General features: G+C 42.4%; 10 protein-coding genes. 4 read left to right on the top strand and 6 right to left on the bottom strand.

The window, feature by feature from the left end; all coding sequences use genetic code 11:
* Positions 1-101: 101 nt before the first annotated feature.
* The 3 genes from RMY63_RS32700 to RMY63_RS32690 all read right to left on the bottom strand — a co-directional run bounded on the left by RMY63_RS32700 (position 102) and on the right by RMY63_RS32690 (position 3220).
* The gene (locus RMY63_RS32700; RefSeq protein WP_322732687.1) at positions 102-1748 is read right to left on the bottom strand and encodes an AarF/ABC1/UbiB kinase family protein; all 1647 of its coding nucleotides are present in this window, start codon (positions 1746-1748) and stop codon (positions 102-104) included.
* 32 nt (positions 1749-1780) lie between these two features.
* Positions 1781-2041, bottom strand: coding sequence for a membrane protein insertion efficiency factor YidD (gene yidD / locus RMY63_RS32695; RefSeq protein ID WP_322732686.1), 261 nt, complete (start codon positions 2039-2041; stop codon positions 1781-1783).
* A gap of 114 nt (positions 2042-2155) precedes the next feature.
* The gene (locus RMY63_RS32690; protein WP_322732685.1) at positions 2156-3220 is read right to left on the bottom strand and encodes a mannose-1-phosphate guanylyltransferase; all 1065 of its coding nucleotides are present in this window, start codon (positions 3218-3220) and stop codon (positions 2156-2158) included.
* 115 nt (positions 3221-3335) lie between these two features.
* On the opposite strand from RMY63_RS32690, the gene RMY63_RS32685 reads away from it, so the two are divergent.
* From RMY63_RS32685 to RMY63_RS32675, 3 genes are all read left to right on the top strand, one after another.
* The gene (locus RMY63_RS32685; RefSeq protein WP_322732684.1) at positions 3336-4856 is read left to right on the top strand and encodes an LCP family protein; all 1521 of its coding nucleotides are present in this window, start codon (positions 3336-3338) and stop codon (positions 4854-4856) included.
* 164 nt (positions 4857-5020) lie between these two features.
* Entirely contained in the window at positions 5021-5527 is a 507-nt protein-coding gene (locus tag RMY63_RS32680; protein ID WP_322732713.1) for a pentapeptide repeat-containing protein, read from the top strand.
* A 234-nt stretch (positions 5528-5761) separates the two neighbouring features.
* The gene (locus RMY63_RS32675) at positions 5762-6073 is read left to right on the top strand and encodes a hypothetical protein (protein ID WP_322732683.1); all 312 of its coding nucleotides are present in this window, start codon (positions 5762-5764) and stop codon (positions 6071-6073) included.
* 215 nt (positions 6074-6288) lie between these two features.
* On the opposite strand, the gene RMY63_RS32670 is transcribed toward RMY63_RS32675, so the two are convergent.
* Positions 6289-9306 (bottom strand): GAF domain-containing protein, encoded by a 3018-nt coding sequence (locus RMY63_RS32670; protein ID WP_322732682.1) that lies wholly within the window; start codon positions 9304-9306, stop codon positions 6289-6291.
* Between the two features lie 747 nt (positions 9307-10053).
* Between RMY63_RS32670 and murJ the strand changes: the two genes are divergently transcribed.
* Positions 10054-11658 carry a murein biosynthesis integral membrane protein MurJ gene (murJ, locus tag RMY63_RS32665; protein WP_322732681.1) on the top strand — a complete coding sequence of 535 codons (1605 nt, stop codon included), beginning with the start codon at positions 10054-10056 and terminating at the stop codon, positions 11656-11658.
* A gap of 457 nt (positions 11659-12115) precedes the next feature.
* On the opposite strand, the gene RMY63_RS32660 is transcribed toward murJ, so the two are convergent.
* The gene (locus tag RMY63_RS32660) at positions 12116-12268 is read right to left on the bottom strand and encodes a PEP-CTERM sorting domain-containing protein (RefSeq protein WP_322732712.1); all 153 of its coding nucleotides are present in this window, start codon (positions 12266-12268) and stop codon (positions 12116-12118) included.
* Positions 12269-12279: 11 nt separating this feature from the next.
* The gene (locus tag RMY63_RS32655; RefSeq protein ID WP_322732680.1) at positions 12280-14307 is read right to left on the bottom strand and encodes a CARDB domain-containing protein; all 2028 of its coding nucleotides are present in this window, start codon (positions 14305-14307) and stop codon (positions 12280-12282) included.
* Between the last annotated feature and the right edge of the window lie 193 nt (positions 14308-14500).

The following is a 14500-nucleotide window of genomic DNA, read 5'->3' as shown; positions in this document are numbered from 1 at the left end:
CTTTAATCCTTAATTTTCTAAGCACTAAAGTCCTTACTACAAACTTCAATTTTAAATTTTAGATTTTTCCTTCAATTCAAAGTCCAAAATTAAAAATGGTTTTACCGTAAACGTCCCGATCGCAATGTACTAATAATTAACCACAAACCCAATAAACTAGCGACTGCAAACAGGATGGTGCTTAAAAAAGATAGCTGAGTTGTCTGCGCTCTGGTGGAAATAATTGCCGCACCCATAATCAGCGAACCCACTAATATACTAAAAGATAGTCGGTTAGCCGCATCGTCCATAGTGCGCCGCACGCCATCTAGCCCCCGCAGCGAGAGATTCCACTGTAAGGTTTCTGAGGTAACACGGTCTAATAACAGTTCAATTTGGCGGGGAGATTGGAGAGACAGACTTTTAATATCTAAGGCTGTCCGTAGGAGCGATCGCACTGGATTATCGCCCAGTAATTGCCGACGAAACAAGTCTGTAATTAATGGTTTGACTTCATCAAAAAAGTTAAGCTCTGGGTTGAATGTCCGCGCTACCCCTTCTAAATTCGCTAGGGTTTTGGCATACAAACCCATATTACTAGGCAACCTAATTTTATTGTTCCGGGCAACTTGTAAAACTTCATAAATTATCTGACTGAAGTTTATTTGCGTGAGGCTGACATTGTGATATTTTCGCAACATGCGATCGTAATCATTTTCTAACCGCGACAAAATTACTGGCTGACCAGAATCTGATAGCTGTAAAGTTAACTGAGCGCACCTTTGAGCATCTAAATCAACGATCGCTAACAACATTTCCGTTAATATCTGCTGTGTACGGGGATCGAGTCTTCCCACCATTCCACAATCTAAGAGGGCAACACGACCATCTTTGAGATAAAACAAGTTTCCTGGATGAGGATCGGCGTGAAAAAAGCCATCAATATATAGTTGCTGGAAAAATACCCGAAATAACAAAGTAGTTATTTCTTTACGCTTTTCGGCTGGATCTTTAACGTTGGGGTCACTATCCAAATCCGCCGCCAGAAATGGCACTCCATCCAACCATTCCATCACCAGTAATTTCTCTGTGGTCAATTCCCAGTTAATTTCCGCAACCACTATTTGTGTAGGATCGTACCAGCGACTCTGGGATAAGTTGCGCCGCAGTTGGTCTGTAAAACTTGCTTCCCGTGTAAAATCTAACTCGGCTTCTAAGGCTTTAGTAAATTCTTCGGCGATGGATTTGATTTCGTAAGTTTGCCCAAACTCAGTCCGCGCTACTAAATCGGCAATACCTTGAATTAAAGCAATATCTTGGCCAATAGTCAGATCAATTCCCGGACGTTGCACTTTCAGAGCGACTTCTCGACCGTCTGCTAGTGTAGCTCGATGTGTCTGGGCAATCGATCCGGCTGCCACTGGGGTCGGGTTAACTGTACTGAAGGTTTCTGCTAGTGGAAGTTTTAATTCTTTACGGAGAATTATTTCTATTTCTGACCAAGGAACTGGTGGTACTTCATCTTGTAAAGTTGACAATTCCTCAATGTAGGAGGCGCTCAGTAAGTCAGGGCGGGTAGACATTAACTGACCAAGTTTGACGTAAACTGGGCCCAAATCTACCAGAATATTTTTTAAAACCGCAGGTGTCGGAAGTTGGGGTTCATCAGTTTTGCCACCAGTAAGTAACCTTCGCATATAGTCCCAGCCATTGCGAAGGAAGACTTCAAGAATTTCTCGTTGACGGGGAACAGTTTGGGTGAGGAACATTTTTGTAAAATCACTGCAAAGATACAGAGGAGTTAAAGAGGTAGGCAGCAGGGAATGACAATACAACGAAAATCAGCTCTAGTTTTGATGCTTGTTAAAGTTTTACTGGCTACCGCACATTCTTGAAATCTTTTTAAGGATGATTGTACGGCTTCGTCGAGCTTCTGTTCGTTCAGCATCCGTTTGACGTAGTTTGAGCAGGAATCCCCGCCGTGTAATAAGCGATGGGAACAAGAAAATCCTTTGGACGGAGAAATATATTTTTGATAGGCAGTAATAGAATCGATTGCCATTGTCTTGGCCAGAGGCTCAAAGCTAATAATGTCCATAACTGTCAGATAAAATAACAGACTGTCAAGTTATAATGGGAAAACAGACTTTTTTGCCTCTGCCAAGGGTTCTAACTTTTATAGCAGGTCGGTCAATCGGGAATCGTTTTGGAGAATTTTAAGGATCTGCTTGATTTCTTGGGTACGTTCTTTTTTGACAACGAGGGTGACATTGCGATCGCGCACAATCACTACATCCTCTAAACCAATAGTAACAACTACATCTTCTGGATTTGAGGCGTAAATAATCGCCCCCTGCGTATCTAAACCTACATGAGTGGCGAGTTCCACGTTTGGAGTCTCTTCTTTTTTCAGTAAACGTTCGATCGCATTCCAATCTCCTAAATCATCCCAACCAAAATCAACTGGCAAAACGTATGCTAGAGTGGTCTTTTCCATTAACGCATAGTCTATACTCTTCTTAGGCAACTGAGGATAGATATCAGGGCCATGTCGTTCTAAAGGTTCGATAATTTCTGGAGCATGGGTATGTAGTTCCTTGAGAACAACCCCTGCCTGAAAAACGAACATTCCACTATTCCAGCTAAAACGCCCCGTAGATAAAAAAGTTTCTGCCGTTTCTCGGTCGGGCTTTTCAGTAAAACGGTTGACGTGATAAGCTGGCAACTCATTAAAGCTACCTATTTTTTCACCTTGCTCAATGTAGCCGTAACCGGTTGATGGAAAAGTAGGCTTGATCCCCAGTGTAACAATCGCTGCTGTGCTTGTTGCCAGTTGTGTAGCCGCACTTAATGTGTGTGCAAACGCCTCTTGGTCAGCAATCCAGTGGTCAGCAGGGAAAAAGCCAATCACAGCGTCTTCACCATAGCGCTGTTTGATTTCTAAACTTGTCCAAGCAACGGCTGCGGCAGTGTCTCTGCCTTCCGACTCAATCAGTAAGTTTTCAACTGGTAGATCAGGTAATTGTTGGCGTACCCCGTCAGCTATCTGACTAGAAGTAATCACCCACAAGAAATCCCACCCGCCACCGAGTTTAATCAATCGATCGGCGGTTGCTTGTAATAAACTTCTAGAGCTACCATCAAGACTTAAAAATTGCTTGGGTCGGTCTTTGCGGCTTAGAGGCCAAAAACGTTCACCTTTACCACCAGCTAGGATTACGGGGAACAATAAAGTATTCATGTTGTCATACACGCCTACCGAAGAACATTACAAGTTTACAGTGAGCTTTTCCACTGGCAATATTTGTAGCTTGGATTAACATACTTTTAGGGAGTGGTTGAGTGGGGAGATAATTGTGATAAAACAAGTCGAATGGTCGGAAAATCCGGTTACGTCTCAACAAGTAGTAGAGTTTGAAAGTGACGTGCGATCGTCGCAACTTCAACGGACAGAAAATCAAGTAACGCCAGCACCAGCAGCCGACTCAGAGGAGGAGCAGGTCGAACTAAACCCGCCAGCGAATCCAAACCGTAGCGTCGTCGAATCTGTGGGTGCGATTCCCAATCAGCTTTCTGAGAGACTGGGCTTAACCATGCCTCGATGGCTGTTATGGTTTATGACGGTTGTCATTGGCATCATCTTATCTGGGCTGCTGGTGTCAACGTTAGCGCTGTGGACTCCTTTATGGAGCAATCTAGATCGAACAGATGACGATTTAGGAACTGCTGCTAAAGACGAAGTAAAAATCCCATTACCAGGGGAGTTATGGGGCAAACTCTCCCAGTACAAGCTTTCACGTCCGATGAATATTTTAATCATGGGGATTGAACCAGTCAGCGGTACTGTTGATGGCTCTCCAGAAAGCTTTGCAGGGAAAAGCGACTCCATGCTACTGTTACGACTGAACCCTAGTGAAAAATCTGTACGGGTACTTTCCATTCCCAGAGATACAATGATCGCCATCCCCGAAAAGGGAGAAAAGGGATTAACTAAGGTATCTGATGCCAATGCCAAAGGCGGCCCAGTCTTGGCTGCACGGGTAGTTAGCCGTACCTTAAACAACGCCCCAATCGATCGTTACATCCGTATTTCTACCAGTGGCTTACGTCAGTTAGTCGATCAGTTAGGCGGAGTAGAAGTCTTTGTTCCCCAATCAATGGAATATAAAGACTCCAGCAGTCGGCTGTCGATTAATTTAGTCAGTGGCTGGCAAACCCTCAATGGCGAACAAGCAGAACAGTTTGCCCGATTCCGCGAACCAGGTTTAGGAGATTTGCCGAGAGTACAGCGTCAGCAAGCACTAACAGCAGCCCTGCTGCAACGTTTAAATAGTCCTACCATCTTACCCAGGTTGCCTCAATTAACTCGCTTGATGCGAAAATATTTTGATACCAACCTGAAGATGGAAGAAATGATGGCGTTGGTCAATTTTGGACTCAACCTAGATCGGGATAATTTCCAAATGACTGTGTTGCCTGGTACCTTTAGCCGTTTTAGCAAAGACCCTGATAGCTATTGGCTGAATATGACTGGACAACAGAGCCTGTTGAATGATTATGTTGGGGTAAATGTACCTGGTCTAAAGCCAGATATGCGTCAGGTTCCTAACCTCAAAATTGCTATTCAAAATGCTTCAAATCAACCTCAGCTAACTGAAAAAGTTATTGCTTATCTCAAACAGAAAGGCTTTAATAATATTTACAAAGTGCCTGATTGGCCAGATACCCAACGTCAAACTCAGATTATTGTCCAAAAAGGCAACCGACGAGTTGGAGTTGATTTGCAAAAAGTCTTAGGCTTGGGTCAAATCGAGGTGTCTGCCATTGGTGATTTAGAATCCGATCTGACAATCCGCATTGGTAAAGATTGGAAATAGTCATTCATTAGTCATTAGTCATTGTTAACTAACAAAAGACAAAGGACTAATGACAAAGCGCAAACTCTGAGTGCTGGAAGCCAGCGCTCAGAACTTTGTAACAGAGAACAAATGACAGAGGACAAATGACAAATGACAAAGGACAAATGATAAATAATAAAGTTATGAAAAAGATTTTACTGCGCTTTTTAGGTTTGATAGTGATTTTGCTACTAGCCTTTGGGTGGATAATACTTAATCCAAAACCGGCTTTTGCTCAGATAAACACAATCAATTACAACAATATAAATTTAGAAAATCGTGACTTTTCTCATACTGATTTGGCAGGTGTAACTTTTGTCGCAGCAGAAATGCGGGGGACAAATTTTCAAGGAGCGAATTTAACTAACGCAATTCTGACTAAAGGAGTTTTATTAAAGGCAAATTTGGAAGATGCGAACTTGAGCGGCGCTTTAGTTGATCGCGTCACAATGGATGGTGCTAACCTGAAAAATGCTATCTTTACTGAAGCAACTTTGACCCGTAGCCGCTTTTATGATGCTGATGTGACAGGCGCTGATTTTACCGATGCTTTAATTGACCGCTATCAAATATCGCTGCTGTGTGAAAGAGCCGATGGTGTAAATCCAGTTACGGGTATGTCAACGCGAGATAGTTTGGGTTGTAGCTAAAGAATCTCCGCGTTGAGCATAAAAGCAGAGACGTTTTTGCGAAAAAATGGAAAATACAAATTCTTTATTAAACTATGTATTATTAGCTATTGATTTGATTTTAATTTGGGATTTGGTCAGAGATAAAAATATACAAATTTATGAGCAAACACAAAATAAGCTTAAGTTTATTGTTCAACCCAAATTGATACTTTAAAAGGCTATGCCGCAATTGGCGGAACCCTATTTTTGTTTTTGGTAGGTTTACTCATAATAGCCGCAGGTTCATTTATAAACTGTAATTTTGATAAAGAATCAAATAGTTTAACTCTCAGTCGCTATCGATGGTTTGGAAAATTGGGAAAAGCCATTTTTTTGTACTCGTTAAATGAAATTGTTGATATTAAAGTTGAAAGTTCTGATTCTAGTGAAGGTGGCTTTGTTTATCGAGTTACCTTAACGTTAGCATCTGGCGAAACTGTACCTTTGAGTGGGTGCTATAGTTCTGAGTTTGAAGAGAAACAAGAAACAGTTAAGACGATCAAAAGTTTTATCGCTTCAAATTAATACCTACTTGTACAAATTCTGCGGCTTTGTCAACATCAACTCTGCGATTGCATCCCAAAAAATGATCCTAAACTAGAAAAAAAGTAAATTATTATATTGATTCAGGCGTTGGTGCATTAGTCTGTGATAATGCCTTCGGGGAACGGAGGAAACCTCTACTTATCCTGGCTCCCCTATTTAAGATTGACTGAAGAATTGTCAAAAATCAGTAGCTTCTAATTACCAATAGGAATTTCAATTAAAAACTCTGTTCCTTCTCCTGATTTAGAAGAACATTTCATCTGACCATGATGTTTTTCAACTACTATTTGATGGCTAATAGACAATCCTAACCCCGTACCTTTACCTGGTGCTTTGGTAGTGAAGAAGGGATCAAATATATGCGATCGCACTTCTTCTGGAATCCCAAGACCATTATCAGCTATTCTAATTACAATCTGGTTATGAACGACTTGCGTATTAATCCAGATAGTCAAGGGTATTCTCGGACACGTTTGTAATAATTTTAAATACCTTTGCTGTATAGCGTTAAACTTTTCCTCTAATGCATCAATACTGTTACTCAAAAGATTCATAAACACTTGGTTTAATTGCGCGGGATAGCATTCGAGCAAAGGTAAATTATCATATTGTTTAATAATTTCAATAGCTGGGCGTTCATTATTGTTTTTCAGGCGATGTCCTAAAATTAGCAAAGTACTATCCAAGCCCTCATGAATATCTACTGGCTTCAATTCAGCCTCATCTGTACGAGAGAAGTTTCGTAGTGATAGCACAATATCACAAATCCGCTCTGTTCCTACTTTCATTGACTCAAGGGTTTTGGGTAAATCTTCGATAATAAAGTCCAAATCATTCTTGTCAATTTGTTCTTGCACAGTTGGCAAGAGAGAGGAGTTTTGACGGTAAAATTTCACTACTTTTAGCAGTTCTTGAGTATATTCACTTAAATGGATAAGATTGCCAAAAATAAAACTGATCGGATTGTTGATTTCATGGGCAACTCCAGCAAGTAGTTGTCCTAATCCTGCCATTTTTTCACCCTGAATTAACCTGGTTTGAGTTTGTTTTAATTCTTGCAGAGTTTGAGTAAGTTCTGAGGTTTGACGTTTAGTTTGCTCAAGTAATTCTGCTTGCTGAATCGCAATTCCTAATTGCACCCCAACTTGAGCCAGTAAATTAATTTCTTCCTCTTTCCAATAACGGGATTGTGAATTTTGATAAGCAACTAATAATCCCCATAATTTTTCACCTTCCCGAATTGGAACAAAGGTTTCGTTACGTGGAAGTTCGTTATCGTCGTCTGTGTCTTCAAAAGTTTCGATAATCATTGGTTGGGTTTGTACAACTGGTTTCCAACCATCTTGAAAGGAATCTGCGACAAATTTACCACTCCAATCTGGGTTGAAGCGGTAAATTGCAACTCGCTCAACTTCAAGTAACTCTCGCACAGCATGAGTAGTGGTTCTAAAAATAGTTTTAATATCGAGTGACTGGCGGATTTTATCAATAGTTGCAGCCAGCAGTTCTTGCCGTTCCATTGCTTTTTCGCGTTCATTAGCTTCTGCTAACTGGACAACCTGCATTTGAACTTGTTTTAAATAAGAATCCTGTTTTAATGCCACTCCTAATTGCTCGGCTATTTGACTAGCAAATTCAATTTCAGAGGCTTGCCAGTGACGAGGAGCAGTGCATTGGTGAATACACAGCAATCCCCAAAGTTCACCTTTTTTTAATAGAGGTGCGACCATATTTGCCCGCACTTGAAATTTTTCGAGGATTTGGACGTAGCAACCAGGGAACTTTCCTTGATAAATGTCAGCGATCGCATTTACTCGACCTTGCATGTAAAGGAGTGCAAATTTTTCACCGAAGCAATAATCATAAACTTTTTCTGCGATTACCGAGTTACACTCAGGTACAAAATCCTCAGAAATAAATTCTCCTTCCCAATCTTTTTGAGGGTCAAAACGAAAGACTCCCACTCGGTCTGCTTGCAGCATTTGCCGTACCTCAGTGACAGTAGTTTGGAAGATTGTATCTAAATCTAGGGACTCCCGAATTCGAGTAATCACGCTAGTTAATGTCTTTTGTTGCTCTGCTTGGTACTGAGCGTATGCCAGCAATTTATAGTGTCGCAGGGCCACACCAATTTGTGTACCGATTTTGCTCAGTGATTCGACTTCATAAGATTGCCACTCTCTGGGTGAAGCATTTTGGTAGGCAGCGATGATTCCCCAAAGTTGATCTCCTTGGAGAATAGGGGCCGTTGCAAAGGCTTTTGCCTGGAATTGCTCCAACAGGATAACATGGCAGTTTGTTAATCCGGCTTGGTAAATATCATTAACTGTAAATGTCTGATTGTTAACGTAACGTCCGCCTTGAGTCTGTTGTAAATAAGTATCCGCGATCACAGGCTGAACGCCAATTAAGGGAGTCCAGCCTTCGGCAAATGATTCAGCAACAAAGTTACCACTCCAATCTGGATTGAAGCTAAATATGGCAACTCGATCTGCTTGCAGCAGCTTGCGTATTTCTTGAGTTGTAGTTTTAAAAATTGTTTCAATATCAAGGGGTGAGCGAATTTCATCGACAATCCGAGCAATTACTTGGTCGCGCTGAACTGCTTGAGCCAATTTTGCGGCTTGTAATTGGACTTCATGGAGATGCTTTGCTTGTTGAATCGCCACAGTAAGATGATCGGCAATTTGACGAATAAACTCAATTTCCGATTCTTTCCAGTCACGAGCCTCACTGCACTGATGAATGCAAAGCAATCCCCACAGTTCCTTCTCCCGCAATAGAGGGACAACAAGGTTGGCCTGTACCTGAAATTTACTCAAAATTGCAGCATGACAATCACTCAGTCCCGCCTGGTAAATATCTGCTACTGCTTGCACTCTACCTTGTTGATAACTGGCAGCAAATTGTTCTCCAAAGCAGTGGTCGTAAACTTTTACTGCCATTGCTGAGTCCCAGCCAAGCGCAACATCCTCAGAAACAAATTCTCCCTCCCAGTTTTGTTCGCGGTCGAACTGGAAGACTGCTACTCGGTCAGCATTTAATAACTGACGCACTTGTGTAACAGTCGTTTGAAAAATTGTTTCTAAGTCAAGAGACTCACGAATTCGGACAATAACACTCGCCAGAGCTTTTTGTTGCTCTAGTTGCTCTTGAAGTTGAGCGCTGGACAAAAGAAGTTGATTTTCTGTGAAATTTGAATTGGGTTCCATTGCTCTGGATTATCTCGTTTTTATACAAGGGTTCCTCATACCAAAGTTCATGGGGTTAAGAAGTGTCACAAATATGACAAACTGCAAAGTTTTACAGTCTTCTACTGGCCGCGTCCAGAATTCACCATTTTCAGATGGATGGCAACTTATTGGGGGACGAATGGGCGCTCTGAGACTGAGTACTGGCTACTAGGGAAGAAAATATAAGTAAAATTTGTTTGGGATTCAAATCTCGCCTGATACCCAGTCCCTAGTTCAACTATTCCCAGAAGATGGTTATTGTTATAGTTCCCCTTTCTCGATCTATCCTTGTAATCGATTAAAAAATAATTTTGGCTTGTACACAACAGAACAGATGACTAAGTACACAATTTTGTAAATTCGTCGCCAATTGAGGATTTAATTTTAAACACAGAGGAGCGCAAAGTTTATTTGGGTATATTCACTACGAACTTAGGCAAGGCTGTATTAAGTTAGTGTTGTCGGGGTAAATTAGAAAAGCGGTTTGAATTCCTTCGGAATCACGATCTAACTAACTTGTAATTCGCTGTATTATAGGAATTTAATTTTGAGTGTAGGCGTAGCCAGCCTTCTCTACGAGACGCTTTGCGAATGGCATCGCTTTGCCTTTGCCCTTGGCGTAGGCATTTAAAATTACTAATTTGTCAAAATTTACCTGACAGACTGCGGAATTTCAGGTTAAATGTTTTAAAGTATGCACTCTCTAAGAGTTGTCGGGTATTATTCGTGACACAACAAGACCAAAAACCCTCTCGTTCTTTCGCTGGAATTGCTGGCATTGTTGCCGCAGCCACATTAATTAGTAAAGTCTTCGGTTTAGTGCGGCAGCAAGCGATCGCTGCTGCATTCGGTGTTGGTGCTGCTGCCACCGCCTATAGTTATGCCTATATTATCCCAGGCTTTCTATTGATCTTACTCGGTGGTGTCAATGGGCCATTACACAGTGCGCTCGTCAGCGTTTTAGCCAAGCGGCGGCGAGAAGAAGCGGCTCCCCTAGTGGAAACCGTGACAACGCTGGTAGCTGGATTGCTGTTGCTGGTGACATTTGCTCAAGTTCTATTTGCGGATGCGATCGTTGATTTAGTCGGTCATGGTTTGGAAGAAACAACGAGAGCGATCGCCATTCAACAACTCCGCATTATGGCACCAATGGCTTTATTTGCTGGTTTAATTGGCATTGGCTTTGGTACTCTCAATACAGCCAATCAATATTGGTTACTCTCCATTAGCCCTTTATTATCTAGTATTACCGTTGTTGGCGGTCTTGCTATCTTAGCGATGCAACTGGGCAAGAATATTATTAAACCGGAGTACGCTTTAATCGGGGGAATGGTGTTAGCTTGGGGAACTTTGGCAGGAGCAATTCTCCAGTGGGTGGTGCAGCTAATTGTTCAATGGCGGTTAGGATTGGGCACATTACGCCTGCGGTTTGATTTTAAATCTCCTGGCGTTCAAGAAGTGATCAAAATCATGACTCCGGCAACAGTTTCCTCTGGAATGATGCCAATTAATGTTGCCACTGACCTTTATTTTGCTAGTCCTATCCCTGGTGCGGCGGCAGGATTTAACTATGCCAATCTATTAGTCCAAACTCCCTTGGGGATTATTTCTAATATTATTTTACTGCCTCTATTACCGATATTTGCCAAACTTGCTGGCCCCGAAAATTGGCAGGACTTAAAATTACGGATTCGCCAAGGACTCCTACTCACTGCTTTTACCATGCTACCGCTAGGGGCGTTGATGGTGGCGCTATCTGTCCCCATTGTGCAGGTGGTATATGAGCGCGGTGCTTTCAAGCCAGAAGCCACACAGCTAGTTTCATCTTTGCTAGTAGCTTATGGAATTGGGATGTTTGTCTATTTGGGGCGTGATGTTTTGGTGCGGGTATTCTATGCTTTGGGTGATGGACAGACACCTTTTCGCATCAGTATTTTTAACATCTTGCTCAACATTTTATTAGATTGGTTTTTCGTTAAACCTTTTGGCGCTCCCGGTTTGGTGTTAGCAACAGTGGGTGTAAATTGTAGCTCAATGTTAATGCTGTTATGGTTGCTCGATCGCAAACTCAATGGTTTACCTTGGCGCGAGTGGAGTTTGCCGATTTTGGGTTTGGCTGCTGGTAGCGTAGTTGCTGGTATTGCTAGCTATGGGACATTGATTGGTTCTCAGCATTTGTTAGGTAAAACGGGTTTACTGATTCTGGTGTTGCAATTGTGTATATCTGGCTTCGTGGGAATTGCGGTGTTTGCTGCTATCGCTTCATGGCTGAAAATACCAGAGGTAAATATTTTTATATCTCGTCTACGTCAACGCTTTTTGAAAAAATAACTGTTATTGGGACTTAGACAAAAAGTAGCTAGAAAAACACTCAAATGTATATACAGAAATACTTTTACATCGTTTTGCCTAGTTTATTGATATATAGCAATCCTAAATGAGTTGTGAAAATCGAGAGACTCAGATCCCCGACTTCGTAAAAGTTGTCGGGGATCTTATTTTTCACGAATGATTTAGGACTGCTATATCTAGGTTTCAAGCATTTTTAAGCCTTGGGTGTATTTTCCCTTTTCTGTATGGGTTTGAGGCTTGTTTCTGCCTCAACAATGTTTAAGTCCCGTTAGTTGCATCGACCTGCATCTTAGTTGCCCGGACATGATATGACACTTTTAGTAGGTTGGGTTGAGGAAGGAAACCCAACATTTAGCGCGGTTTGTTGGGTTTAACAAAGCTTCAACCCAACCTACCAATATTCAAAACCTACGCAGTTTTGGGAACAGCTTAGTATTTAAGTAGACATTTTTTTCTTAACCGCCCCTATAGTTGCGCCGCAACCAAGCACCGTAAGTAAACCCAGGATAGTAGTTGGTTCAGGAACTCTCTCTAGCCTAGCGTTGCTAATCTCCAAAGCCGATGTAATTCCATAATCATCGATATCCACCACACCAAAGGCTAGGGTGTATGTTCCAGGAGTACTGAAGGTATAGGAACGAATGCCTGTTTCTTGAAGGAAGGGACTATGTCAATTAGGACAGTAGTATTGCTTAAGAGAGTCCCAAAACTTAAGTAACCTTGGGTGGTTGCAGTCTCATAATTGAGGCTATCTAGGCTAAAGCTCTGCAATAATTTGGTCAAATCAATCTTGTCCGTACCAGCCACAAAATCAGTAATTGTATCTCCAGCATCGCGGATACTGCTATAGACAAAGCGATCGCTGCCAGCACCACCAGTAAGGGTATCTGCCCCTTGTAAGCCAGCGAGCAGGTTATTGCTATCGTTACCAATTAGGGTGTCACGACCAGGTGTGCCGTTAAAAACTTGGTCTTGGGCATACAGGCTAATTGCTACCGCCTGAATGTTATTGTCCTCGTTTGTTTCACCCTCGTAGTTGTCGCCGTAGTATCCCTTATCAGCGACAAATAACAGATAGCGATCGCCTGTTGCTATATAGTCAGGAATATAAATGTCCTGGGTGGCTGTATAACTATCTGTGGCTGCTAGAGGCGTGTCCTCTCCTGCATAGCGGTTGGTGAGTTGGGTATCGCTATAGTCGAAGAACTGGTCATCAGAAATGTAAACTGCGTCAGACCAATCAGCGAAAGCAGAAACCGTACCTTGGTTTTTAACAGTCCAAGACACAGAAATCGTCTCATTTAATGCAGCAGTGGTTGGGGCATTGGCGGCAGTAATCACCAAATCTGGGGCATTTATGGTGATTGCTTGAACGAATACATTGTTGTCCTCGTTGGTTTCAACTTGGCTGTTGCTCCCCCATCCTCTTGCTGCATCAGCCACGAATAACAGGTAGCGATCACCTATTTTGCCATAATCAGGAATAGAAATATCCTGAGTAGCTGTATAACTACCTGCTGCTGCTAGAGACGTATTCTCTCCTGTATAAAGATCGGTGAGATAGGTATCGCTTTCGTCGAAGAATTGGTCATCAGAAATGTAAACTGCGTCATACCAGTTAGCGAAAGCTGAGACTATACCAAGGTTAGTAACTGTCCAAGATACAGAAATCGTCTCACCTAATGCAGCAGTAGTTGGGGCATTGGCAGCAGTAATCACCAAATCTGGGGCATTTATAGCGATGGCTTGGGCGAATACATTGTTGTCCTCGTTGGTTTCAACCTGGTTGTCGCCAGACCATCCTCCTCCTTGATCAGCCACAAATAACAGGTAGCGTTGGCGCAGCCCGTCGTAGACATCGCCGGTTGCAACATAGTTGGGAATAGAAATATCTTCGGTGGCTGTATAACTCTCCCCAGATGCTAGAGGCGTATCCTCTCCTGCATTGCGGCTAATAAGTTGAGTATCGCTGTAGTCGAAGAATTGGTCATCGGAAATGTAAACTGCGTCATTCCAGTCAGCGAAAGCAGAAACTATACTTTGGTTTTTAACTGTCCAAGATACAGAAATCGTCTCACCTAATGCAGCAGTAGTTGGGGCATTGGCGGCAGTAATCACCAAATCTGGGGCATTTATGGTGATGGACTGGGCGAATACATTGTTGTCCTCGTTGGTTTCAGCCTGATTGTCGCCGTACTCTCTTCTATCAGCGACAAATAAGAGGTAGACATCGCCAGATCCTACATAGTCAGGAATAGAAATATTTTGGGTGGCTGTATAACTCCCCCCAGATGCTAAAGGCCTATTCTCTCCTGTATCGTAGCCAGTGAGATAGCGATCGCTGTTGTCTAAGAACTGGTCATCGGAAATGTAAACTGCGTCATACCAGTCAGATGAGGCAGAAACTAGACCTTGGTTTTTAACTGTCCAAGACACAGAAATCGTCTCATTTAATGCAGCCGTGGTTGGTGCATTAGCAGCAGTAATGACTAAATCTGGGGCATTTATGGTAATGGCTTGGGCGAATACATTGTTAGTTTCATTGCTTTCAATCTGGTTGTTGTTTCTATCAGCAACAAATAACAGGTAGCGTTGGCGCAGCCCGTCGTAGACATCGCCTGTTCGCACATAGTAGCCAAGATAAATGTCTTGGGTAGCTGTATAACTCCCCCCAGATGCTAGAGGCGTATTCTCTCCTGTATTGCGGCTGGTGAGATAGGTATCGCTGGAGTCGAAGAACTGGTCATTGGAAATGTAAAATGTGTCCAGGACTTACGCAACTGGCACAGCGCGATCGCATTATTATAGTAGATATGTACTA

Origin of the sequence: Nostoc sp. ChiQUE01b, from assembly GCF_034531255.1 — a bacterium.
In the GTDB taxonomy this organism is placed as follows: domain Bacteria; phylum Cyanobacteriota; class Cyanobacteriia; order Cyanobacteriales; family Nostocaceae; genus Nostoc.
This window is presented reverse-complemented; position numbering and strand designations above follow the sequence as displayed.

What these genes read in the sequence shown, in the direction of transcription:
- RMY63_RS32700 (WP_322732687.1), bottom strand. Translation starts at nt 1,748, where the DNA reads ATGTTCCTCACCCAAACTGTTCCCCGTCAACGAGAAATTCTTGAAGTC.
- RMY63_RS32690 (WP_322732685.1), bottom strand. Translation starts at nt 3,220, where the DNA reads ATGAATACTTTATTGTTCCCCGTAATCCTAGCTGGTGGTAAAGGTGAA.
- yidD (WP_322732686.1), bottom strand. Translation starts at nt 2,041, where the DNA reads ATGGCAATCGATTCTATTACTGCCTATCAAAAATATATTTCTCCGTCC.
- RMY63_RS32670 (WP_322732682.1), bottom strand. Translation starts at nt 9,306, where the DNA reads ATGGAACCCAATTCAAATTTCACAGAAAATCAACTTCTTTTGTCCAGC.
- RMY63_RS32680 (WP_322732713.1), top strand. Translation starts at nt 5,021, where the DNA reads ATGAAAAAGATTTTACTGCGCTTTTTAGGTTTGATAGTGATTTTGCTA.